Source organism: Nakamurella multipartita DSM 44233, from assembly GCF_000024365.1.
GTDB lineage: Bacteria > Actinomycetota > Actinomycetes > Mycobacteriales > Nakamurellaceae > Nakamurella > Nakamurella multipartita.
Genome location: NC_013235.1, coordinates 4978191 through 5002875 on the forward strand (window position 1 = coordinate 4978191; position 24685 = coordinate 5002875).

At 63.2% G+C, this 24685-nt stretch carries 17 protein-coding genes and 2 pseudogenes; 8 read left to right on the plus strand and 11 right to left on the minus strand.

From position 1 onward, the window contains the following. Positions 1-827 precede the first annotated feature (827 nt). Together NAMU_RS29550 and NAMU_RS22205 are read left to right on the plus strand one after the other, a co-directional pair. A complete protein-coding gene (locus NAMU_RS29550) occupies positions 828-1517 on the plus strand; it encodes a hypothetical protein (protein ID WP_138180408.1) in 690 nt (229 codons plus the stop codon). 209 nt (positions 1518-1726) lie between these two features. Continuing rightward, positions 1727-3148 carry an IS1380 family transposase gene (locus NAMU_RS22205; RefSeq protein ID WP_015749582.1) on the plus strand — a complete coding sequence of 474 codons (1422 nt, stop codon included), beginning with the start codon at positions 1727-1729 and terminating at the stop codon, positions 3146-3148. Positions 3149-3338: 190 nt separating this feature from the next. Here the strand turns inward: NAMU_RS22205 and NAMU_RS31970 are convergent, their stop codons facing one another. Both NAMU_RS31970 and NAMU_RS28605 read right to left on the minus strand, forming a co-directional pair. After that, complete coding sequence (locus tag NAMU_RS31970; protein WP_015749583.1) at positions 3339-4595, minus strand: Coenzyme F420 hydrogenase/dehydrogenase, beta subunit C-terminal domain; 1257 nt, start codon at positions 4593-4595, stop codon at positions 3339-3341. Continuing rightward, complete coding sequence (locus NAMU_RS28605; RefSeq protein ID WP_245544943.1) at positions 4592-5755, minus strand: polysaccharide pyruvyl transferase family protein; 1164 nt, start codon at positions 5753-5755, stop codon at positions 4592-4594. Before NAMU_RS28605 ends, NAMU_RS31970 begins: the two co-directional genes overlap by 4 nt. A 561-nt stretch (positions 5756-6316) precedes the next feature. On the opposite strand from NAMU_RS28605, the gene NAMU_RS29555 reads away from it, so the two are divergent. Beyond that, entirely contained in the window at positions 6317-7636 is a 1320-nt protein-coding gene (locus NAMU_RS29555; RefSeq protein WP_015749585.1) for a hypothetical protein, read from the plus strand. A gap of 1164 nt (positions 7637-8800) precedes the next feature. Continuing rightward, positions 8801-10006, plus strand: a complete 1206-nt coding sequence (locus tag NAMU_RS31975; protein ID WP_407669259.1) for an asparagine synthase-related protein — start codon at positions 8801-8803, stop codon at positions 10004-10006. Here the strand turns inward: NAMU_RS31975 and NAMU_RS28615 are convergent. Continuing rightward, positions 9999-11033, minus strand: a complete 1035-nt coding sequence (locus NAMU_RS28615) for a glycosyltransferase family 2 protein (RefSeq protein WP_083785933.1) — start codon at positions 11031-11033, stop codon at positions 9999-10001. The two genes, NAMU_RS31975 and NAMU_RS28615, sit on opposite strands and share 8 nt — an antisense overlap. Then, entirely contained in the window at positions 10964-11809 is an 846-nt protein-coding gene (locus NAMU_RS27765; RefSeq protein ID WP_052308047.1) for a glycosyltransferase family A protein, read from the minus strand. The genes NAMU_RS28615 and NAMU_RS27765 overlap by 70 nt, the downstream gene beginning before the upstream one ends. A gap of 991 nt (positions 11810-12800) precedes the next feature. Here NAMU_RS27765 and NAMU_RS22230 point away from each other — a divergent pair. The 3 genes from NAMU_RS22230 (at position 12801) to NAMU_RS29560 (ending at position 16833) form a co-directional block, all read left to right on the plus strand. Then, positions 12801-13997, plus strand: a complete 1197-nt coding sequence (locus NAMU_RS22230) for an IS701 family transposase (RefSeq protein WP_217180570.1) — start codon at positions 12801-12803, stop codon at positions 13995-13997. A gap of 290 nt (positions 13998-14287) precedes the next feature. Beyond that, the gene (locus NAMU_RS22235) at positions 14288-15109 is read left to right on the plus strand and encodes a glycosyltransferase (protein ID WP_015749590.1); all 822 of its coding nucleotides are present in this window, start codon (positions 14288-14290) and stop codon (positions 15107-15109) included. 407 nt (positions 15110-15516) lie between these two features. Further along, the gene (locus NAMU_RS29560) at positions 15517-16833 is read left to right on the plus strand and encodes a fascin domain-containing protein (protein ID WP_138180414.1); all 1317 of its coding nucleotides are present in this window, start codon (positions 15517-15519) and stop codon (positions 16831-16833) included. Between the two features lie 169 nt (positions 16834-17002). On the opposite strand, the pseudogene NAMU_RS22245 reads toward NAMU_RS29560, so the two are convergent. The 6 genes and pseudogenes from NAMU_RS22245 to NAMU_RS29565 form a co-directional block, all read right to left on the minus strand. Next, positions 17003-17944: pseudogene (locus tag NAMU_RS22245) on the minus strand (IS1380 family transposase); the annotation flags it as partial. Between the two features lie 46 nt (positions 17945-17990). Continuing rightward, positions 17991-19760, minus strand: a complete 1770-nt coding sequence (locus NAMU_RS22250; protein ID WP_217180571.1) for a site-specific integrase — start codon at positions 19758-19760, stop codon at positions 17991-17993. Beyond that, a complete protein-coding gene (locus NAMU_RS30680) occupies positions 19761-20486 on the minus strand; it encodes a hypothetical protein (RefSeq protein WP_217180573.1) in 726 nt (241 codons plus the stop codon). Next, positions 20483-21739: a tyrosine-type recombinase/integrase gene (locus NAMU_RS22255; RefSeq protein WP_041371323.1), complete on the minus strand. Its 1257-nt coding sequence runs from the start codon at positions 21737-21739 to the stop codon at positions 20483-20485. Before NAMU_RS22255 ends, NAMU_RS30680 begins: the two co-directional genes overlap by 4 nt. A gap of 78 nt (positions 21740-21817) precedes the next feature. Continuing rightward, positions 21818-22297 (minus strand): annotated as a pseudogene (locus NAMU_RS22260) (IS1380 family transposase); the annotation flags it as partial. Positions 22298-22614: 317 nt separating this feature from the next. Then, complete coding sequence (locus NAMU_RS29565) at positions 22615-23031, minus strand: hypothetical protein (RefSeq protein ID WP_138180416.1); 417 nt, start codon at positions 23029-23031, stop codon at positions 22615-22617. Positions 23032-23568: 537 nt separating this feature from the next. On the opposite strand from NAMU_RS29565, the gene NAMU_RS22265 reads away from it, so the two are divergent. Beyond that, entirely contained in the window at positions 23569-23838 is a 270-nt protein-coding gene (locus NAMU_RS22265) for an acyl carrier protein (RefSeq protein ID WP_015749595.1), read from the plus strand. A gap of 21 nt (positions 23839-23859) precedes the next feature. Here the strand turns inward: NAMU_RS22265 and NAMU_RS31530 are convergent, their stop codons facing one another. After that, a complete protein-coding gene (locus NAMU_RS31530; protein WP_148234215.1) occupies positions 23860-24519 on the minus strand; it encodes a CatB-related O-acetyltransferase in 660 nt (219 codons plus the stop codon). Positions 24520-24685 lie beyond the last annotated feature (166 nt).

The following is a 24685-nucleotide window of genomic DNA, read 5'->3' on the forward strand; positions in this document are numbered from 1 at the left end:
GGACCTGACGGATCAACCTCGGTCATGCCTCATGCCTCTTTGACTGGCCGTCTCTGGACACAGTTTGATTCATCCCCCTGCTTTGGCCATTCACCTCGATAGAGAGATAATGTACCAGATACGCGCACAACCACGAACCCGCTTCGAACCCGGTCGGCGGTCAGACAACCAGTTGGTGGGCCGCTGACGAGACGGGAGTAGGCGTGTTGACTGCCGGTAGTCGACATGGCACTGCCCGATAGGTCCGCGACCTAAGACATGGTGGTCGTTGATCGAGTGGCGACCTCGGTGGAAGCCCAACTCGCAACCGGACGAAGCACTGCGAACGGACGCAAAGACCCGTTGCCGAGCGTTGGCGTACCATGGAATCCGTCGCAACAGAGTCGGCGGCCGAGAGCGACTTGTTCCCCCAAATTCGGCCCTATCCGATGCTTCGAAGGACAGGGACTGTGATCAAAGCCGCTAAGGGTAGCAGCCATCGTGCTCGAATTCGCAAGCTTTGGATTGCTGGGATAGTCGCCTTGGCGCTCGTTGGTAGCACGATAGTCGTAGCGATGACACACAAGATGGCCTCCAGTTCTGGTGCGCAGTCCGAGGTGAGCCCTAGCGAGACCGAGACATCACAATCATCGGATGCGTCGGCTTCGTCACCGAGCCCATCATCATCATCACCGTCTAAGGAAGCACGCGGTGTTCCGCCCCCTTCCGCTGGATTTCCGCCAAATCTAGCGGGTTTTCCGTCACCGGAAAACACTGGTCCGCGATCGACGGGTCCTGAAATTGCTGGGCCGATAGCGACGTCAAGCTCAGGCCAAGTGATTGAAGACGTGACCGTGGACGGGAATATCACCATCCAACATGACGATGTTGTCGTACGCGATGTGAGAGTGATGGGCACCGGGAACTACATGATTAACATCCGGCCAAAATCGGATGGCGCTTGCCCGGCCAATATTCGAATAGAGTTTGTTGAAATTGACGGCGAGAATGCTCCGTCCGAGGCAATAGCGGTCTACGGAAGTGAAGCGAACTGCGGATTCACCTTTGATCATAGTAAGATTGTCGACACTGGCCGCGGTATTCGTATGGGTAGCAATGTAGCCGTCTCGAACTCTTACATCTACGTCAACAGGACATGGGACGGCGCGCATCGCACGGCATTGAGCGATAACGGCGGATCCAACCTGCAGATCAAAAATAATACGCTCTTCTGCGAACTTCCCGGGTGCTCGGCTGCGCTGAGCCTGTATGGAAGTCTAGCCCCTATTGAAAACGTTTTGATAGAGGGCAACTTGATGTCGACCACCGGACAGTACTGTATTCACGGAGGATCTGTTTCCTCTAAGGACTTTCCAAGCGGGTCCAATATACGGATTGTCAATAACCGGTTCTCGACGTCGCTTGGTGCGCGCTGTGGGAAAGCGGGCCCCGTGGCAAGTTTCGATGACGGCCAGGACGGCAACGCGCTTAGTGGCAACGTTTGGCACGAGAATGGAGAGCCAGTCGGTACCGAATAGCGAATAGCAGGCGGTCAGATGCGCACGATCCAGCAATCCGCTACTCGGAGGGAAACTACAAATGCAACGACAAACACTAGCCTCGACTTTGCGTGGGTGAGTCGATGAGTGTGGTCGACACGGCTGGTGGTATGCGAAAGTGCCTGTCTCGTAACGGATAATCGAACTTGTCTAAGGTTCCGATGTCCGCAGGGGAAGGCACTTTCTGGGTGAAGACTACAGCGATGGTCCCGCGGGTCAAGGTCAGCGCCGACGGGGCGGGGGTGGTGTCCCACGCCGGGGTCGGCATGCTGCGGGAACTGGCCGATCTGACCGGGCAGGTCAGCGCGGTGCTGGCGGACACCTACAAGGGTCCCTGGCTGCATGATCCGGGCCGCATGTACGCCGATCTGGCGGCCGCGGTCGCCGACGGCGCGGACAGCGTCTCGGGGATCGGCACACTGATCGACCAGCAGGCCCAGCACGGGCCGGTGGCGTCGGTGACCACGGCGTGGCGGCTGATCGACGGCCGGGTCGACGCCGCCCACCTGACCGGGGTGAAGCAGGCTCGGGCCGTGGCCCGGGAGGTGGCGTGGGCGGCCGGTGCGGCCCCACCCGCGGGGGTGGAGTTGGTGATGGACGTGGACGCCACGATCACCATCGATCATTCCGACGGGAAGCAGAACTCGGCTTCCACGTGGAAGAAGACCTACGGGTTCCACCCGTTGCTGGTGTTCCTGGACCGGCCGGATATCGCCGGCGGCGAGGCGCTGGCCGGGCTGCTCCGGGCTGGCAACGCGGGCAGCAACACGACCGCCGATCACATCGCGGTGCTGACCGAAGCGCTGGCCGCGTTGCCCGAAGCGTACCGGCCCCGGCCCGACGACCCCGCCGGCGCCGACGGTCCGCGGTTGCTGATCCGGTCCGATTCTGCCGGTGCCACGCACGGTTTCGCCGCGGCGTGCCGCAAGGCCGGGGTGAGCTTCTCGTTCGGGTTCCCGGTCACCGCCCCGGTCCGGGACGCCGTCGCGACGCTGGTCGAAGCCGAATCGGTGGCCGCCGAGCGGGGCTGGACGGTGTGGTATCCGGCGATCGAGCGCGACGGGAGCGTCCGGGACGGGGCCCGGTTGGCCGAGGCCACCGGCCTGGTCGACCTGTCCGCGTGGCCGCCCCGGACCCGGCTGATCCTTCGGAAGGAGCGGCCCCACCCGGGCGCCCAGCTCACCTTCGCCGACCAGGACGGGCATCGGGTCACCGCGTTCATCACCGACACTCCGATCGGCGCGGTGCCCGGCCAACTGGCCGGTCTGGACCTGCGGCACCGGCGGCACGCCCGGGTCGAGGACCGCATCCGGCAGGCTAAGGCGACCGGGCTGCGCAATCTGCCTTGCTTCTCGTTCGCGTCCAACAGTGCCTGGTTGGAGATCGTGCTGACCGCGACCGACCTGCTCGCCTGGTGCAAGCTCATCGCGTTCATCGACGAGCCCGACCTGGCCTGCTGCGAGGTCGCGACCTTCCGCTACCGGGTGCTGCACGTCGCCGCCCGGATCGGCCGCGCCGCCCGGAAGACGCACCTGCGGATCGACCGGACCTGGCGGTGGGCCACGGCGATCGCCACCGGCTGGCACCGCATCCGCGCCGCCTTCACCTGACACCCGGCCCCTGTCTCAACAACCCGAAAGGACCCGTCCCGGCGGTGGAACCGGCGGCCACCCGAGCCGACACTCGGACAATCGGGCAACCCGAAACACCGAAACCCCTGCTCTGAAAGCCTTCTCAGGCCAGCGACCACCGATCCAGGCCTACCGTGCAAGATCGAGGCTAGCGGGGTCCAGGTTCGGATCAATGAGTTTCGACATCAGCGCTTGCAGCAGCTGATTCGGGTTCGCGAAGTCGCTTGACACGAATCCGCTTGAGTGTCCCTAGTACCGACGAGAGCTTTTGGCGGGGCGTAAGGCGCAGCCATAGACGGAACGACGGTAGGTTGCTGAAACTTGGTGCCGCCACTCCCGCAATTCGGAGCGTATGGATTCTGCCCCACAATGCGCCCCGGGTAGCCTCCAAGTTTGGTTGAGACGCAGGCAGTAATTCGATCGGGATCGGGCCGCCTTCAAGCGCACCATCGGCCAACGCTTTGGTCAAGGCGACCCGGCCACGTTCAGTGCGAACGACAACTAGTGAACGACCGGGCTCGTCGTCCGAGATTTTCCGATACCAGGGATCGCCAACGGAAAGGTCAGCGAATTCCCCCGTGTGGTCCGGGCAGATCATGCAACGCCATTGGCGGCCCTTGCTCAGGGTACCGTCCCATGCTTCCGCGTATGTTGCAGCAGCTCGATATCCACTCCTGGTCTCGACCCGAAAGTTCCCGGGCCAACCGTCACCGCGGTAGTCCAATCGACAGACCGACTGAGGTTCGACCCCTAGCGACGTGATCATCTTCTCGGTTGTTCGTGTTGACGGTGTTCCGGCGCAAAATATTGCGATCGTCAAGCCAACCTTGTCATCCAGTTCTGTTCGCCGGCCAGCGGCAGCCCGCGTACCAGCCACGTCGCAAGGCTTGCCGACCACAACGCACGGTCCCGCTGCGCCCTCGACTAGGTCTAGCCGCTCCCCCGGGCTGGCCGGGGAGTACCTAGAGCCTGCGGATTCGAAGACGGCATCACTGGTCGTGTTGAGCACTGTTTCGTTGAGCAAGGGCGCGTCTGGACGCGCGCGTACCTGCAGCACCCCAACGGCAGCCCCTGACTCGAGCGCGTGTGCAGCTAGAGCCGAAACAACCCCCCCGGAAGACCCCCGACGCCGCACTCTCGGATCGGTGGACCAACATTCGAAGAGGTCAAGCACCGGCCCCCAGGTCCCCTTGAACGGCGCACCGGCAAGCTCGTCTGGCGTGTGAGCCAGCGCGCGTCCAGGGCAAACTTCGACAGCGTCGCCACGGACGCCACCGGTGATCGCGACGATCGGTAACGGACGGCGTCCAACGTTGGGGAGCTCGTGCATTGCAAGTCGCGGTTCAAGGTACGTACAGACACCGCAGCCGGTGCACAGATGCGCATTTACCACAGACTCGATCGAGTCGAGGCGCTTGCCGATCATGCGATCGTGCCTGGTATGACACCCATCGTCCAGGAGTGCACGGCGCCGAGTATGTCCGTCATCTGGTCGCGTGCGCGCTGAACAACCGGCGGGGCTGACCGCGCCAGGATTTCTCTGGTGAGTTCGCGGCGTGCGAATGCATCGAGCATGAGCCTGACGGCTTCTTCGCCCTCGGCACTTCGCGCGTCTGCGATCTCGCTAGCGAGACCACACGTCTGAAAGACACCACCGCTCTTGTCGCTATAAGCGAAACCAAAGGTTGGAATCTGCTGCGACAGCCCTGCGATCGTCGCGTGCATTCGGCTTCCGACAAGCCAATCGAGACGCGAAATGCACCACTTTAATTCTGCGGCGTCCAGAATCGCAGGCAGCGTGACAACTCGCTCTCGTTCGGTCGGTGTGAGCTGGGCCGACACCGCATTGATCGCGTTCATGTCGCTCTCCCCTGAACCGTCCGCTCTATGAACATGAGGGACGAACACGATCACGACACCATCAGCGATCAGCTTACGGACGAGCATCACAAATACAGAGATGTAGTCGCCGAGGATCCGAAACTGGCGCTGCCCTTCGGGGGTACTCAACAGCCCGCTGACGTTGATCCCCACCCGTACGATCGTCTCATCAGAGAGGCTCGCTTCGAGCCGGGAGTCCAGGTCGGGGCGCTGAGAGGGAAGCGCGAAGGCCACATCCACTCCGGATCGGCAACGCGCGTGGTCAACTCCGCGTCCAGCCAGCTCAAGTAGCCGCACGTGGCTCCGAGGGTCACGGGAGTAGGCAAGGGCGGCACCCCTGACCAGTCTCTCGGCCTTGCGACGGCCGGCTGCCGTGTCAAACGGTCCATAGGTCTGCGGCATCAGCACCAGAGGCGTGCCTACCCGCAATGCCGCTTCCTTCGGTGCGCTCACTGACGCTAGTCGGTCCCATCCATACATGTCGGTGAAGCTGTCTCCCCCCGAGATGTCAAGGACTGCATTCGCGCGCGCGAGACGGATGGCGACGTGATTCCCGCCCGAGCCCAGTGCCTGATCCCAACGGACTCGCGCCCAGCTCTCGGGACGGTGCAAGCGACGTGATCGGCGGACCCCGACTGCTTCAACGACCGTGTGCCCGTGCCAGACTTCGTCGGATCGGCGGACACCCCAGCCGTCATCGAGCATTGCAACGAGAGCTTGCTCACCCGCACGCGACGCCCAGTCATCGATTCCGCCGACCACCGATCGGCCCAATGCTTGAACGCCGCGGTTTCCGTTGCTCAACGGTGCTCCGGCGAGGACAAGTTTGACGACGCTCACCCGGCCATTATCCGTGCTAGATCGACCTTGGCCAGCTCGCCAGCATCGGCGGCTAGGCAAGCATCGCGAAGCTAGTCGTTGTAGTCAGACACCCACTACAGGTCAACGTGACCTTCGTCATGATTTCAGCCTCCGACGGCGTCGCGTATACCTCCTGAACGGCTGCTTTGGCTTCGGCGACCGCGCCGCTGGTGGGTGTTCCTCTACCTGTTCGCTGACTGTAACTCGCCGCGCACGATGAGTACTGATACGGTCACGTCTTCATAACGGCAACCACCAAGGGGGCGCCCTTCAGGGTGTGGTGAGCACTGAGAGCGAGCTTCCGAGCTCGGTAGAGTGAAACGAGGACGTCTGATCGTGAGAAGTGTCGTACATCGCATAGGCCCCACCCGATGGCCGATAGTCGCTCTTGGAGTGGCACTCGGCATGGTCGTACTGATGTTTGGGTTTACTCCAGCGTCAGCTGCTCCCGCGAGAGCCCAACACTCTGGCGACATCATCGTCGACGACGCGGGCGCTGTGGTCGAGAACCTAGACATCACGGGGTCGATCTTCGTCAAAGCCAACAACGTTACGATCCGCAACGTCACTGTTCGCTACAAGTACTACCACTCGATACGGATCGAGCCGGGCACCAAGGGTACGCGGATCTATGACACCGACGTCCAATGCCTCGGTGACCGCACCAACGGCGTGGTCTTCGGCGGCTATTACGCCGAGCGGGTCCACGTGAATGGATGCCGTCACGATTTCCTTTTCTCCGACGAGAATCCCGCCACTATTGTGGATAGCAGCATTGATGGAGTGCCGTATTCCAACGTATCCGGTACCACGAACTCATCGTCGACCGCCTCGACCACAAGGACATCGACGCCGACATCAAGCGCACCGACGACAACCAGCAGATCGACAACCAGTTCCCAAGCACCGAGCACTTCCGCGGCGTCTCCGGTCATTGATGCTGCGTGGCCCACCCCAGATTCCACCGGCCCACGACAGTCATCGCAACGCACCACCGGAAACCTCTCCTCATCCGCCGCCGGAGAACTCATCTCCCGCGTCACGGTCGCCGGCCGCCTCACAATCCGCCACGACAACGTCACCGTACGTGACGTGACAGTGAACGGAACCGGCACCTACATGATCCAAGTGCTCAAGAAATCAGACGGCACCTGCCCACGCAACGTCCGCATCGAGTACACCGAGATCAACGGCGCAAACGCCGCAGAAAATGACATCCCGCTGTACTCACCAGACTGCGGATACGTCTTCGACCACGGCTACATCCACAACGTCGGCCGCACATCACGACTGGTCAACGACACAACCATCAGCAACTCCTACGTCTTCTCGAACCGCACCGGATCCTCAGGCGCACACCGCGGCGCCGTCGGCACCAACGGCGGCAACAACAACCAGATCATCAACAACGTGCTGATGTGCGAGGGCGTCGGCTGCTCGGCAGCCATCCCAATGTACGGAGACTTCATGCCCGTAACAGGCCTGCTAGTCCAACACAACCTGCTAGCCACCACAGGCTCCTACTGCGCATACGGCGGCTCCGTCGACTCAAAGCCCTACCCGAACGGATCAAACATCCGCTTCATCGACAACCACTTCTCCACACGATACTTCCCAACCTGCGGACGATACGGCCCCATCATCGGCTTCGACAACGGAGTCCGCGGCAACGTCTGGACCGGCAACGTCTGGCACGAAACCGGCCGAGCAGTCAGCGCCAACTAAGCAGAACGAGTTTGCACTTGTTCCGCAAATAGCCAAATCAACCATAGGAGACTTAAAAAAGCCTCCTATGGTTGATTTGGTTTTGTGAACTCAAACAACGCCCGATATGGGTGGCTGAAAGGCAGGTGCGAGATAGACGGGCCAAGGGGCACGGGCAGTTGTGCTTCGGATAGCGGTCGTCTGCCCGGCCAGGGCGACAGAAGATCATCCGACGTGGGCTCCGCCCAGACCTGCGCCATCTACGTAAGGTACTGTGCGCGCAAGCACTCAAGAGACAAGCGCCGGGCAGAGGGCCCGACCATGAACCGGTTTTTCACCGCCGGTAGCCTACGCCAAGGACGGTGGCCTCGGGTTCCAAGGCGCGTGAAGTGAGGCTCATGCTGAGAGGTCATATGCCTGACAGGTCACCGACCACCGTGGTGCCGGCTGATCGCCAGCACGGGTGACACGGCACTAATCGAGCTTGATTCGCACCTAGGCTAGGGGGTTGGAGTGTCCCATGAGATCCTGCTCATCGCGGGTGGCTCAACTTCATCCGCACAGGATCATCGACGCCGGGTACTTGAGCACACTGCGTTACTCGTGCCGGGCGCAGACACATGGACCATCCATGTTAACAGCCACGTGAGCGTAGCGCTCGTCACCACCGTGCCAAGCAATGGCACCGTCGCTTACGCCGATACCGACGAGCGTGGGAGACTCATCATTCTTGGCGCATCCGAGGATGCCGTCAAGGCAGCACGGGACGGTCGCCAGGAGAGCCATCTATATGGAGCCGAGGCCGGTCATATCAAGGTCACACTTGGCAGCAATGGAGAGTTGGACATCACCTGTGACGGGGTTGGCTCCCTACCCTCGTTCTGGTCGTCGAGTCAGGGTGAGTTCCTATTCGCCACTCACCTAGCCTCAATGGTTAGTCTCGGAGTGCGCCCGATTCCGGACGAGGCTGGCATGGTTGAGTACCTTGTAACATTGCATCCGTTGAATAATCGGACCGTCCTGCGAGACGTCACATTACTTCCCGGTGGCGGGCGGATAACTTGGGCACCGAACTCGCGCCCACGCTTGAGCGTCAATAGACTTTATCTTCCCTCGGACGACCGCATGAGCGATGATGGCGCCATTGCCGAATTTGAGACCGTTTGGTCAACCGTGATGGTCGATATGGCCGGGCGCATTGGTACGAAGAGAGCTGGTCTTGGCCTTAGTGGTGGACTGGACAGCCGAGCGATCGCGGGCGGATGCGTGGATCACGGATTCCGACCTGCGACGTTTACCTATGGCAACGTGCACACGAATGAAGGGCGGGTGTCTTCACATGTCGCCGAGGTTCTCGGGCTCGACCACACCATAATACCGGTGCGACAGGACTGCTTACTCAGGGACACGTCCAGGGCCGTTAGCCTACTCGACGGCGCGCATAGTCCAGCAGAGATGTACGAATTGTGGTTCTGCGATGTCCTTAGAAACTTTGCCGACGTCGTTATCAATGGTCTCGACGGAGATGTATTCTGGGGCAATGACAAGGCCCTAGGGGTCGTCGGGTCAGACGGCATTCTCCACGCCCAGCTTCGCCGGTATGGTCCGGAGCTTGCCAGGCTTCGAGAATTCCTCGCTCCGGACTTCGGAAATTGGGCTACGGATCAATTTACGCGGAGTCTAGACGAGTCTATGACCGAGTGGGATCTGTCCTCGCGGGCTGACATGGTGGTATTCTGGCGAATTTACAACCGTCAGCTCAGGTGGGGGAACGCTCTCACTACCGCCCTACGGCGCTCGGGCCTACGAACAGAGCTTCCTTTCCGCGATTCTCGGTTCCTACGCTTCAGCGCCAGACTCACACCCGCACAGCGACGGAATGGTCAGCTCTACCTTGAAACGCACCGGAGACTCTTCTCGCAGATCTCAGGGATCGCGCGTAGTAGTGATGGGAACGCACCCGACCACCTGGATCATGTCTATTGGTCTGGAGAATCCCCTTATACTAGACAACTGGCGCGTTTGGCAATGCGGCACCCAGTATCGGCGGCGCGACGAGCGGCTCGCCAACTCGAAAAAGTGGCTGTGAACAGATCCCCCGATTGGTTGCCACTGGTTCCATGGAAGAATCGTAGCGTCTCGCGCTCTTCTATTTTTCCCGCGGATCTCTGGTTGAGGACCAGTCGCATCTACCGAGAACGACTGCTTGAATTGCTCGAATCGTCGCCAACTCTCTCCATCTTCTCATCGCTTGCCATAGACCAGTTCGCTGACAGCATCAGGAGTGGTCAGGCGAATAGTGGGGCACTCCTGCTCGCAAAGATTGCGACATTGCAGGCTTGGTTCGCGGATTACTCTCGGCGAGAGGCTTCCCGCCAATTGCTCACATGAGCGCAGGCGTGGACAATTCAGCAGGAGGGTTGGGTCCAACCTTCAGTAGAGCCTTAACCGCAGCGCGATGAGTGGGTCGGCCTAAGAGGCTCCTCACCGCTTCATTCCCCAACACGACCAACCAATAGAATAGGCTAGGAACCAATGAGTGACGCTTTCGGTAGAGTCGAGTCCGGTTGATCGCGACCAAGCTCCATAGGTATGGCGAGGTGCTCATTGAACCTCCGGGGTGCCTGACCTCCGCACTCATGACAAGGCAAAGGCGAGAGCCGGCATCTGCAAGGCGCAGCGCATAGTCAGTCTCCTCCGAGTAGAGCCAGAACCGCTCGTCCCATTCACCGATCGCATCGATGGTTGCCCGAGAGACAAGCATCGCTGCTCCAGTGGCCCAATCGGCGGTTGCGCCGTCGCAGTAGTATGCAGGATTTCTGATCATATCCCCGAGCTTGGGAAAGCGTGCTGCGCGATGCCCGCCGAGAAGAGCCTCTCCGACTGCGCGCATGATCGTGGGTTCGCGGCGAAGAGAGAACTTGAGGGTTCCGTCTACGGCCAGCACGGCTGGCACTGCAATCCCAACACCTGGAGCGCTTTCGACGGCGTCAAGCAACCTCACGACGCTGCCGGGCGAAGGAACTGCGTCAGGGTTGAGAATGTAGACCCCCCGGGAGCCTAGACCATTTCGCAGGGCAATGTTGATGCCACCAGCGTATCCTGAATTCGATCCTGCTTCGATCAGTCGCACCCACGGTGCTCTCTGCTTAACGATCGCGGGCGTGCCATCGCTCGAATCGTTATCGACAATGACGACGCGGCAGGTCGCGATCGATTCCAGCGCAGACGGCAGCGCAGCCAGCAATGCTTCGATAACAGCGGAACTGTTATAGGTAACACACACGACGACGACATCAGGTTCTGATGAACCAGTAGCCATCAGGTTCGCGGGCGGGGGCAACGAGGTTACCACTTGGCTGGCCGCCCCATAGCGAGCCTGATTCGGCGGCTTACCAACTTTAGTTTGCGTCGCCATCCGGAGTAGGTCCGGGGATCAAGCGATGCGGTTTGTAGCACTATGGCGCTCTGCTGAAGTTGAGCTGTCCACTGCTCGACCGTCATGACTCCGTTGGCTCTAGCGGACAACGGCATTCGATCTAATAGATCTTGGTCGCTATGGATCAATGTGTGCGGTGACCGCGGATCATCCATGTGATCCTCGGGCACGAACGGATAATAGAAGCCATTAACCGCGCCTGCCTCGGCCAAGCGCATGCAGTATCCTGTGAAGGACTCGCTTTCTCCGAGTGGCCCATTCGCATCGACCCTTGCGCGTGGCATCAGGTAGCCACTCCCTTGGACCCAGTTGTTGCGCATCAATGAGTGACCACCAGCAAAAGCCTGGATCTTTCGGCGCGCTAGCTCGGGTCGAAAATCTTCCTCGGGATGTCGCCAGCTTCCAATCACCCCAAACTCTGGGTTTGCCATGTGAGCTGAAGCGAAGGTGTCGAGCCAGCCGGGGGAAACAAGGCAATCGTCATCGACTTTGGACACGAACCGCGCCCGTGAATTCTGCCACAGCCAGTTCGTTGGCTCACGTAGCCGAACATTTTCACGACTGTGGTGATAATGTGCAACGCGGTCGTCAGAAACAAAGGGGCGAAGCGCCTCAATCGTCGCCTCGTCGTCGCCATTGTGCCACAGCCAAACCCGATCGTCATCGCCGAGGGTCTCAAGCAAGCGAGGAAGCGAGAGGCGGATGTACATCGCGCTGCGATACGTGATCATGACGATGTCGGCACGGCCGCCCATATATCCACCTCGTTCGGACTCGGGCCGGCGTCGCGACGAACCCGGCGAGCAGTTTCGAGCGTCGAGATTACCTTGCCCCGCGGTCAAGTTGGCGAACCAGCGCTCCAGGCCCGATTGATCCAAGTCCAGGTACTCCGGGGACCGCGCTAGCCGTTGGGGCAGGCTGTTGATCACTGTACCGCCCGGTGGGCCGAACGCGGTGAACGGGCTCGTGATACCGGATCGGGCGAAGTCAGGTCGCGCTCCAGCACGCGGCGTCACCGAAAGGCACGTTGTGATCGGGCTGACGCCCAACTCTACGAGGTCGCGTTCCCCACGGCACGTCCGCGGCCTCCGATGAACTAGCGGAGAACCGATGTGAGCTGAGGGCGAACCGACGCCGTCGGGCCCTTGTGCAGGTACCGTGGCTCTGTGCACGCCTGAACCGGTCCTTGCGATGCAGGTCGAGCCCGAACGCCAGCCAGATCCAACCGACCGACCGCGCACGCCGACAGATCGGATCTAACTGCCATCTCTTGCCTTACGAGTGCGTCGCATGCGCCAGTATGAGCAACCACCTACCCAACATGGCCGATGTCGATCATTCGGCTCGCGGAGCGTCGCACAGGCACAGGCCACCTAGTACTACAGGGCGTGATCTTCTAAGGTTGTGACGTTTCCGCAGGTCGTCGCGCTGTCGGCTCCTCCTCACGGGGGCCTGCCGTCGGGCTCCGTCCAGTCGGTCGCTCAACACCCGCTGACCGTCCCCCAGTCGCCGGGAACTGCGCTGGGCAACCTGTTCGTCGCGGCCTTGCCCTGGCGGCCGATCTTGACGGATTCCGGACACCCGCCGATTTCGAAGCGCCAAAACCGGCGACGTCGATCGTCGACCTAAGAATGAAAGTCGCGGTGTTTCTTTCGGCGCGCCTGCGATGATTCGACCGGACAAATGAAATCCTTGGGCATGCCGGTAATTCGTGTGTCGGAGCAGCCGATTGTGTACGATGGCGCGGTGACCCGAGCCGACCTGGATACATGGAATGCCGGCCTGGAGGACCTGCTCGCCCGGATGACCCCGATATTCTATCGAACCGAATCACGAAGACACGCCGAACAATACCTGCGTGGTCTGCTGTCGCCGCTGCAACGCAAGAACGGGTGGACGATCGCCGAACACGTCGGCGAATCCGAGCCCAAGGCCTTACAACGGTTCCTGAACATCTCACCGTGGGACGTCGAGCAGTTGCTGGTCCTGAACCGTGATTATGTCATGGGTCATCTGGCGTCTCCGGAGGCGATCCTGGTCGCCGATCCGACCGGGTTCGCGAAGAAGGGCAAAAAATCGGTCGGTGTCCAACGACAGTATTCGGGGACGTTGGGGCGGATCGACAACTGCCAGATCGCGACCTTCCTGGCTTACGTCACTCCCGGCCGGGACCGGGTGCTGATCGATCGGCGGCTCTACCTGCCGGAGAAGTCCTGGCTGGCCGACCCGGCGCGATGCGCAGAAGCGGGAGTGACTGCCGACACCGTGTTCCGGACCAGACCGGAGCAGGTCATCGAGATGATCAAGGTGGCCCGCGCGGCCGACGTGCCGTTCGCCTGGTTCACCGCGGACGAGGAATTCGGACAGAACCCGGGGCTGCGGGAATACCTCGAAAACACCGGCATCAGCTACGTGATGGCCATCCCGAAGAACACCACGTTCACCGACCACACCGGCCGTTCACGTCCAGTCTCAGAAATTCCCCTTTCGTTGAAGCCGACCGCCTGGCAACGTCGCGCCTGCGGCATCGGCGCGAAAGGATACCGCGTCTACGACTGGGTCCTGATCGAAACCGACGACCCTTCCAACCAATTCATGATCCGCCGCTCGACCGACAACGGTGAACTTGCCTTCTACCACTGCCACAACCCGAACCGCACCGGATTCGGTCAACTCGTCACCGTGGCCGGCGCTCGATGGCCGATCGAGGAATGTTTCGGCGCCAGCAAGAACGAAACCGGTCTTGATCAATACCAGGTCCGAAAACACAACGCATGGCATCGCCACATCACCCTGGCCATGCTCGCCCACTCCTTCCTCACGATCACCGCACATCAGGCCAAAAAGGGGGATCCGGACCACCACCCGACGGTTCCCCCGGACTCGCCGAAAAGCTCCGGCGCCTCATCGCGCTCACCGTCGCCGAAATACGTCGACTCCTGAACATCGACCGGCGAAACGACGCCGCCGTCAACCGTGCACTGACCTGGTCGACCTGGCGGCGGGCGCATCAGGCCGTCGCCCGCCGCTGCCACATCCGCGCCCGGCTGGCCCGTCAAGTCCTAATGATCTAGCCCTGTAGTACTAGACGACGACACAGTCCCGAACCGCTGTCGCGTTCGCTCTTTTGGTTGGCCGGAGGCCGAGAGCAAACTGGCAGTGACGCCTAGCGAACTGGTTGGCTCGGCAAACGCGGTTCGGTCGGTTGGGGTCAGACGAAGGATACTGCCTTCATGGTGAGCATCGTCATCCCCGCGCACAACGAAGAGCGGGGCATTCCTCGCTTGCTGGAAGCCCTCGGCGTACCGAACGAAGGGTCGTTTGAGGTGATTGTCGTCGCTAACGGCTGCAACGATGCCACCGTGGAGATCGCGACCAAGTTGGGCGCAACCGTCATCGAGACGCCGGAGCCGTCGAAGATTAAGGCTATCGCCCTGGGTGATACGGCCGCCACGACCTTCCCACGGTTGTACGTCGACGGCGACGTCATGATCGACACGGACAGCGTGGTGGCACTCTGCGAGCGGCTGACAGGCGGGGTCCACGCTGCCGGACCCGAGAGGATTCTGCCAATGGGGGGAGTGTCGTTGCCAGTCCGCTGGTACTACGACATCTGGGGGCGCCTCGACGGAGTACGGACGGAGCTATATGGACGCGGCGTCATTGCAGTCGATCAGATCGGGCACGCACGATTGGCGGACTGGCAGGATGTGATGGCGGACGATGGTCTGATTGCGATGAGTTTCGCGCCGCATGAGCGGGTGGTTGTGCGCAACGCCCGCGTGACGATCTGGCCACCGAAGACCTATCGAGATCTTCTCCGTCGGCGGATCCGGGTTGCGACAGGCAACGCGATGATGGCCGGCCAGCCATCGTTCGAACGTCCTTCGGGCGCCTCGGCAAGATGGATGCTCCGCCTAGCCGTGACGCAGCCGGTGCTCCTCCCCAAGATCGCTGTCTTTGCTGGGACCACCGCGATCGTCCGTCTTCGAAAGAGACTGTCCCGGCGCACTTCCGACCGAGTCTGGTTGCGCGATGAGAGTAGTCGGGTCTGATCGGAGAATCGTTCTCATTGGTGACCGTGACCGCACGACAATGGGCTGACTCGGTGCTGTGACCACCTGGTTGATGGCCGCCAGAAGTCGATCGGCCGCCGACCCACCACGACAGCAGACCGCGCTGACCACGACGGGAACGCGAACGTCGAATGCCCGTTGCTCCTTGTACCGAACCGCTCCACTTGCGTCGGGCTGGAAGTGACGTTCTCTTTGATCACTCATAGTGACGTAGCAATCGCACTCGGTAGTCGCTACCATGCGGTCAGCGTTGTCGTCCGGCAACGCCGCGAGGGGGGCCAAAGTTGCGTGCCGATGCGAGTTCGGGTACACGAACCAAGCTCAATCGACGTCATCTGAGATGTCTGCCCGCCTTTTCTTGCGCAGCGCTCATTTGGATCATGTGCGTGACGGCTGGATCCGCAGACGCTGTCGCGCTGCACGAACGCCCCCTCACGAGTTCAGCCGGGATTCAGAACGAGCGTGGTGAACCGACCAACGGAGCGGTGGCTCTCAGAGCGGAAGTCAATGGCCGCTATGTAGTCGCAGAGAACGCCGGCCAATCGCCCCTGATCGCAAACCGCTCTGCGGTCGGCCCGTGGGAAAGCTTCGACATGATCCAGATCAATAGCACAGATATCGCGCTGCGCGCCCAAGCCAATCGCAAATACGTCTGCGCTGAGTCGGGCGGTGCGAACCCCTTGATCAGTAATCGTGACGCTGCCGGCGCTTGGGAAACATTTCAATTAATTCACAATTCCGACGGCACTGTAAGCCTAAGATCACGCGCCAATGGTCGCATCGTCACGGCTGAAAGCGCCGGAGACGCACCCCTCATTGCGAATCGTACGGACGTTGGCCCTTGGGAAAAATTCACGCTTGTCCAGTTAGGCACTTCTCAGCCAAACCCCGGCGGAGCGGCGTCTCCGGTCATTGATGCTGCGTGGCCCACCCCAGATTCCACCGGCCCACGACAGTCATCGCAACGCACCACCGGAAACCTCTCCTCATCCGCCGCCGGAGAACTCATCTCCCGCGTCACGGTCGCCGGCCGCCTCACAATCCGCCACGACAACGTCACCGTACGTGACGTGACAGTGAACGGAACCGGCACCTACATGATCCAAGTGCTCAAGAAATCAGACGGCACCTGCCCACGCAACGTCCGCATCGAGTACACCGAGATCAACGGCACAAACGCCGCAGAAAATGACATCCCGCTGTACTCACCAGACTGCGGATACGTCTTCGACCACGGCTACATCCACAACGTCGGCCGCACATCACGACTGGTCAACGACACAACCATCAGCAACTCCTACGTCTTCTCGAACCGCACCGGATCCTCAGGCGCACACCGCGGCGCCGTCGGCACCAACGGCGGCAACAACAACCAGATCATCAACAACGTGCTGATGTGCGAGGGCGTCGGCTGCTCGGCAGCCATCCCAATGTACGGAGACTTCATGCCCGTAACAGGCCTGCTAGTCCAACACAACCTGCTAGCCACCACAGGCTCCTACTGCGCATACGGCGGCTCCGTCGACTCAAAGCCCTACCCGAACGGATCAAACATCCGCTTCATCGACAACCACTTCTCCACACGATACTTCCCAACCTGCGGACGATACGGCCCCATCACCGGCTTCGACAACGGAGTCCGCGGCAACGTCTGGACCGGCAACGTCTGGCACGAAACCGGCCGAGCAGCCAGCGCCAACTAACCTCGATTCTTCATGCCGGTGATTCGGCTGCCTGGGTCTGATCCAGAGCCCTCGCGGGGCAGTGATTTTGGCTTGCGGGCGGCGTTTGGTGACCGAGTGTCGGCTCGGGTGGCCGCCGGTTCCACTTCCGGTGGTTGGACTTTCGGGTCGTCGGGACGGTTGAGCGGGGTCAGGTGAACGCGACGCGGATGCGGTGCCAGGCGGCGGCGATCGCTGGGGCCCAGCGCCAGGTGCGGTCCAGGCGCAGCCGGACCTGTCGGGCGCCACGGCTGATCCGGGCGGCCACGTGCAGCACCCGGTAGCGGAAGGTCGCGACCTCGCAGCAGGCGAGATCGGGCTCGTCCGGGAAGCCGATGAGCTTGCACCAGGCCAGCAGGTCGGTCGCTGTCAGCACGATCTCCAACCAGGCGCTGTTGGACGACCAGGAGTGGCAGGGCAGATTCCGAAGCCCGGTCGCCTTCGCTTGGCGGATGCGGTCCTCCACCCGGGCGTGTTGTCGGTGCCGAAGGTCCAGCCCGGCCAGTTGACCGGGGACCACACCGATCGGGGTGTCGGTGATGAACGCGGTGATCCGGTGCCCATCGGCGTCGGTGAAGGTGAGTTGGGCCCCGGGGTGAGGCCTTTCCTTGCGCAGGATCAGCCGGGTCCGCGGCGGCCAGGCGGACAGATCGACCAGCCCGGTCGCCTCGGCCAACCAGGCACCGTCCCGGATGCTGCCGTCGCGCTCGATCGCCGGGTACCACACCCTCCACCCCTGCGCGGCGCCCAGCTCAGCGGCCTGCGCCAGGACCTCGACCGCGTCCCGGACCGGCGCGGTGACCGGGAACCCGAACGAGAAGCCGATCCCGGCGGCCCGGCACTCGGCGGCGAAACCGTGGGTGGCACCGGCGGAATCGGATCGGATCAGCACCCGCGGGCCGGTCGGGTCGTCGGGCCGGGGGCGGTACGCCTCGGGCAACGACGCCAACGCCTCGCCCAGCACCTGGATGTGGTCGGCGGTGGTATTGCTGCCCGCGTTCCCGGCCCGCAGCATCCCGGCCAGGGCCTCGCCGCCGGCGATGTCGGGGCGGTCCAGGAACACCAGCAGCGGGTGGAACCCGAACGTCCGTTTCTTCTCTGCACCAACCAAACCGGACATATCAGCTGGTATGGGGCGGTCAGTTCGGCGTGGTCCTTCCGTTCACGGCTCGCCCGGCGGAATCGCCGAAGGACGGCAGGCCGAGCGGGACGCTGCGGCGGTCGTCGGCGATCTGATCGACCTGCTCGAGCTTGTGCCGGGCGGCGTGCAGGCTGACCTGGAGTCCTTCGACCTCACCGAGCCACCCCTGCTGGCGGGCCTCGGCGATGCGGGCGATGAGATTGTCGCGGATCTCGACGAGCCGGTTACGTTTGTCCGGGTCCGGTCGCATGAGCGGGCATCTCAGGCATGCGTGTTCGTGGATGCAGGGGGTGGCGTAGGAGCGGCCGCAGGTGCCGAGGGCGAGTTTGCGGTGTTGGAAGTGGCCGAGGAACTCGTCCCATTCCTGCTCGGTCGGGACCCGGTATTCCTCGGCCGGACGCAGGGCGCGTCGGCGGGCGATGAACGCGCGGTGCCCGGTGATGACTTCCTCGGGGTAGACGGCCTTGTATCCCATGGTGGTGTTGATGTCTCGATGGCCGGCGACGAGTTGGGCGATGTGCGGGGGCATGCCGTGCAGCACGGCGTCGGTGATGAACAGCCGGCGGAAGTCGTGCGGGGTGAACCGCAGCGGTTGCCCGGCGGCGTCGGTGATGCCGGTGCCGTGCAGGGCCTGGGTGAGCCAGTCGGCGATGGTGCCGCCGGGGATGGCACGCTGCTCGAGGCTGAACCGACGCTGGAACAGCAGCGGCATCGGCGGGTTCCAGATCCGTTCATGGGAGTCGTAGGAGGCGACGCAGCCGACCGAGCCGTCGGGTCGGCGGATGCGTGTGATGATCGCGGCCAGCATATCGGCAAGTTCTGGGCTGACCACCAGCAGCCGTTCGGTGTCGCTCTTGGACGGCGCGATCTGCAGCAGCGGAACCAGTTCCCCGGTGTCGGGCAGGGTGTACTGGATGAGACTGTGATGGGACAGCTCGCTGAGCTCCTCGATGCGAACGCCGGTGTGTCGCAACGTTTCCACCGCGGCCCAGGTCCAGAACGCGCGGTCCTCCTCACCGGTCAGGTCGCGTCGCTTACCACCGGTGCTGGGTTCGGCCCAGACCCGTGCCGATCCGCTGCCGGTCACGGTGCGGCGCAATTGCTCGCCGGCGGTGGTGAAAGTTGCGCCGAGGTCGGTGTCGCGGGCGGCCTGCAGCCGGATGGCGGCGTCGACGCGGGTCGCGTGCACCTGCCGGGCCAGAAGAGGCAGGACCGGCAGCCGTTCCCGGGTCCGCTGGTCCATGCGCGACTTGCGGGACCGCAACTCCTTCTGCCGGGCCAGGTCCTCGGCGCGGATCGGACACGGCGCGGCCCATGGTGCCCAACGGCCCGGTTCCTCCATCGCCCACTGCGCGATGTCCAGGTAGAAGGCGCGGACCGCGGCGAGGTTGTCCGGCCCGGCCGCGCGGCGCTCCCGCACCTGGCCGACCTGCCCGTCCGGGCCGACGACCCGCCGGGTCTTGACCATCACGCGTTGCTTCCACGCGGCGGCGACGTCGGCAGGCAGGTGCAGCGAGTCGATGCCCGGGTGGTGCCGTTCCAGGTCGCGCCAGAACAAGCCGCCCAGCACGGCGGCCAGACCCGTCAGGCTGTTGTGGTCCAGCGTCGGCTGCCGTTCCTGCAGATACGCGACGAGCAGATCACGCACCGGCCGGCAGGCGATGCCGTGCCGGTCGATGAGCTGGGCCGGGCTGAGCTGGCCCTGGGTGGTGAACGCGCGCATCCGCGGCGGGGCGTCGGGGCCGAACACCCCCATCGTGTGCAGCAACTAGTAGAACCCCATGGCCGCGTTGCGGCGCACCGACCGGCCGTCGACCGCGGCCGACAACTCCAGGCAGTCGCCGATGGTGATGTCACGCAGGGCACCACCCTTGACCGCCAGAATCGTCGCCGCGCGGCGAAGCGCTGCCTTCCTCATAGTCCGGCCGGCGCCGGAGCTGTCGCACAACGCGGTGAGCTCGGCGAACCCGGCCGGGTCACGCAGCCGGGCCATCAACGGCACCAGGTTCTGCGGCGCCCGCGGAGTGAGCACCCACCCCATGCTCGGGCGGATCACGTCGGCGCCCACCAGGACCTGCGCGCACACCCGAAGGCCACTGCACACCGTCACCGAGTCGGCGCTTCGGCCCGGCCGTGCGGCCAGCACCGGCCGCACCCAGTCCGCGTTGCCCATCGCGTCGGCGCCGCTGGAGCGCCACCGCGCCTGCCAGGTGTCGCCGGGATGGCCGGACAACCAACCCAACACCCACCGCATACCGCGTTCCCGCCGATGCAAACCATCACGGCTGTCTGCGATGTCGGCGGTGAACGGCGGCGAGAGCAGCCGCGCCGACACCGCCTCGGCAGACAGCTCGGTCGCCGGCCACATCGGCACACCGGGCCGGGGTGGATAGGAGCTCCGCAGCCGCTGCATGTCCGGGCCGATCGCCGCGGCGGCCGGGCCCGACGTCCCCCGCTCCGCCGTCACGTCGTCGGAGGTGACCGAGGCGGTCATCGGGTCCGACCGGCGAACAGCACGTCCAGCGTGTCCTGGGCATACCCGCCGAGGCCGGCCTCACCCGGCAGTGGGCGAGCAGGATGCTCAACCTGCTGCTCGCTACGGCGATGGTGGGCCAGCATGCCGGCGATCACGTCGCCCGGCCGGGCCGTGAGGTAGATCTGCGTGGTGGACAGATGGGCGTGACCGAGGACCCACTGCACATCGGTCAACGGCACCAACGGGTCTCGCGCCATCCGATACGCCGCCGTGTGACGCAGATCGTGCAGGGTCCAGTTCGCGCCCAACGCGCCGGCCGCCCGGCCGAACATGGCCCGCGCCGCCGGATACGTCAACGGCCGCCGAGGTCGGCGCAGCGTCAGCCACAGCGGATCGTCCCGACCCGCGGGCGTCGTGTCGTCCAGCGTCGCCTGGTAGAGCCGCAGCCACACGAACGCATCCGGCGAGGCCGGCAGCTGCTGCACCGCGCGGCTGCCCTTGCGGACCACCGTGACCAACTGCTGGCCCGGGTCGACATCCCCGCGGCGGACGCCGAGCAGCTCCGCCGACCGCGCCCCGGTCGACACCCACAGCGCAACAAGGGCTCGGTCCCGGTGCGAGCCCAACTCGGCGAACAGCCGGTTGAACAACTCATCCGGGATGGACCGCGGGACCCGCCGCGGCGCCCGCGGTCGATACAACCCCACCCGCTCGTTTCGGAACGGCTCCATCGGGTTGTGGTGCGCGTTCGCCCGCCCACTGCTGCGCTCCCGCACCAGCGGGAACGGGTTCACGATCGGCCCGGTCCCAGCCTCCCGGTGGAACTCGTAGAACCCGCGCAGCACCGTCTCCGAATGGGCCCGGGTCGCCACCGCGTACCGATCACCCGGCCCGGCCCGCCCGGTCACCGCGTTGGGCTGACCGCGGACCACCCCGTCACCGGCACTCGACGGTTGGGAGGGCTTTTCCCGCAACGACAGCCAGCGACAGAAGTCGCGGGCCTCCACCCGGGTGGCCTGATCCCACGACACGTCGATCGCCCAACCGAACCGAAACCAGCGCAGCAGGTCCATCTCATACGACCGCTGCGTGGCCGCCGACCGCCCCGACGCCTGCAGGTCCTGCAGGAATGCGCGGACCGCCCCGACCACAGCACCGCCGGCATCGAGCAGCCGGACCGGCTCCCACACGTCATCGACCGCGACGACGGACCCCGCTGCCGGCACCACCAGCGACGCGAGATCACGTTCTCCACCAAGGGCATCGGCCATGCCCGGGACCATAGGTCGACGCCCACCGCCCTCTCGGCAACGCCACGCCCGGCCGGTGCGTTAGTTCGGTCAACAGGACCACGTCGCCGCCGCGTTCTCCTTCCGGTCGGAGTGGTCGATGGTGATCGTGGCGTCCACGTCCATCACCAACTCCACACCATCGGGTGGGGCGGCGCCGGCCGCCCACGCCGTACACCTCGCCGCCGCCCGAGCGGCCTTCACGGCGGTCAGGTGGGCCGCGTCGACCCGTGCGTCGATCAGCCGCCACGCCGTGCTGACCGAGGCCACCGGCCCGTGCTGGGCTTCCTGATCGCCAAGGGCCCCGATCCCCGAGACGCAGTCCGCGCCGTCGGCGACCGCCGCCGCCAGGTCCGTGAACACCCGCCCCGGGTCGTGCAGCCACGGTCCCTTGTAGGTGTCGGCGAGCACCGCGCTGACCCCGCCGGTCAAACCGGACAGATCGGCCACCTCGCGAAGCAGCCCGACGCCGGCGTGCGAGACCACGCCGTCGCCGTCCGCGCTGACCTTGACCCGCGGGACCATCGCGATAGTCTTCACTCAGGAAGTGCCTCTCTCGTGCGGATGTCGGAACCTTCAGCAAGTCCCATTATCCGTTACGAGACAGGCACTTTCGCCCATCAACCGGTCGTGTCGAGCAGGCTCAGACACTCATCCGTGAACGATCCAGGCTAACTACAGCCTCCTTTTTTGACTGTTGGAGCGCGTCACCGCAGCGCCACGGTCTCGGCCAAACAACTGCCCGCCGCCGGTTGCGGGAGGTCAGCACCAGAATAGAGCTCGGCCATCGCCTTGCACAGGCATCGCTCCCCTGCCAACGGGCCAAATGCATCCGACCAACCCGCGGCCGTCAGCGATTAGGGACACAGGACGTTCGGAGTCAATGCCTCGCCGTATTGGCCAGCACCTTTCTGTTCGGCATGCCCGAGGTACTCCCCGGTTTGATCACAGCTAAAGTCGACCCGTACAACATTGCCAAAGCGAACCCAGAGTTCGGTCGTGATTTGCCGGGCACTCATCGTCGACCAGCCACCACCGACTGCCACGTGAACACTGCGGATATGGTTCCCGGCAGCGTCATCTAACTCCGTGGCTGACACCGCCTGCCAGCTTGCGTCGGTCGCAGTGCTTGTCACGACCGATGCCTCCGAAGCTGCAGTCTGAACGATCAAGCTCGACGTAGCCTCACCTACGGTTTGGTCCGCAATCGGCGCCTGGTTAAACACCACACTAAACATGAAGATCAAGGCCAGGGCGGCCACGGTGCCGATCAAGACTTGCAACCAAAGAGGCAGACGCCGCGTTGAATCCGGCCCTTCTGAGACAGCCATCTTGTTGCGCCTCCAAGGCGGGTCTTGTGCCCATACCCTTGAGCCTAGAGCGTAGCGAGCGACCTCGACACCGCGGGCGACGTACCACCGCGCCGCTCGCGACCGGGCGGGTGCGGGCCCCAGCCGGGGAGCTGCTCAGCCGGCTCGCCCAGGTGTTCACGCCCAACTGCTGGCCGCGGGAGCGACCCAAAGAGGTACAGAATCCAATCGCCGCAGCCAACAGGGGTGGCTTTCGAGACCGTTGTCGGATAGAAGACATCATCGCGTCGGGCCGCTGGGGCTTGAGCGACAGCACACCGCCGGCCGAGGCAACCTTGGGCGGCGATTGAGGTCGTGCCTGGTCGGAGACCACCACTTGTGGACTCAGCCCGACCTCCGTGTGAGTCCACCGATGGGCGGACCAGATTGCCGAACCGCCAAGGTAGGATGGTAGGCCGTTGCATCCTCGGCCGACAGTCCGCAGAACACTAGGCAGGTACCATGGAATCAAGAGTCGCTGCTGACATCAGACAGTTCATCATCAGTACGTTCCTGTTTGGGGATGAAGCACGCATGCCGGCCGATACTGACTCTCTTCTGGAGACCGGTACTATCGATTCCACGGGAATTCTCGAATTGATCGAATTTCTCGAATCAGAATATCTGTTCAGTGTCGCCGACAGTGAGACTGTGCCGGAGAACCTCGGCAGCGTGGCCAACCTGGTCCGATACGTCGGAGAGAAGGCTGGTCAGGCCGCTGACGTCAGCTGACGCCGGCGATTCGACGACTGATCATTCACCGGCGCCAGCGGAACCATTGTGAGGATCAAATGCCTCTATAAAGCGCTGGATATCATCCGACATCATGAGGTCTAGGGTGGCCGAGATTCGACCGATGGGCCAATTCCACCAGGAAATTCGCTGGAGCGCAGCAATCTGATCAGCAGGGAACCTGAATCCAGCCACCCGACTCGGGTTGCCCGCCACAATTCCATACGGTGGAATATCATGCCGCACCACACTGCCGGCGCCGATCACAGCTCCATCGCCAATTGTGACACCTGACAGGATAAGCGCTTCATTCCCGACCCATACATCGTTCCCAATCGTCACCGATCCGCGCGTCGCGGATGTCCGCGACGCGAGATTTCCCGAAGAGTCTTGGAACTCCGGATACGCGGGGAAGCGATACGTTGAAACAAAGTCCGTCCGGTGCTCGCCGCCTAGCAAAATATGTACGCCGTAAGCAAGCGAACAGAACTGACCAATTTGTAAGGTGGCACCCGGCGTCCTGTTCGATACCGTGAGGTGGCCCCAAGTATAGCGACCGATCTCGAACTGCTCGAGGTCCTTGCGCTGATCCAGTCGGGTGGCGGCCGGTAGAGCAGAAGCTGAACCACGCTGCAGTAGGCGTCGCGCCCGCGTGACCAAGGATGACGGAATGCCGGTCACGCTGAATGCCGTCCCATACCGACGCGACCAAACTCTGGGCTCTCAGCAAACGCCGACCATGCCATCTACGTACCTTTCCGCAAGCTAGTTTCCCGGAGAGTCACTCGACCACTCCTTGTGAAGCACCTGACACTCACGGTGAGAACCTGGCGGCGCACGCCTCACC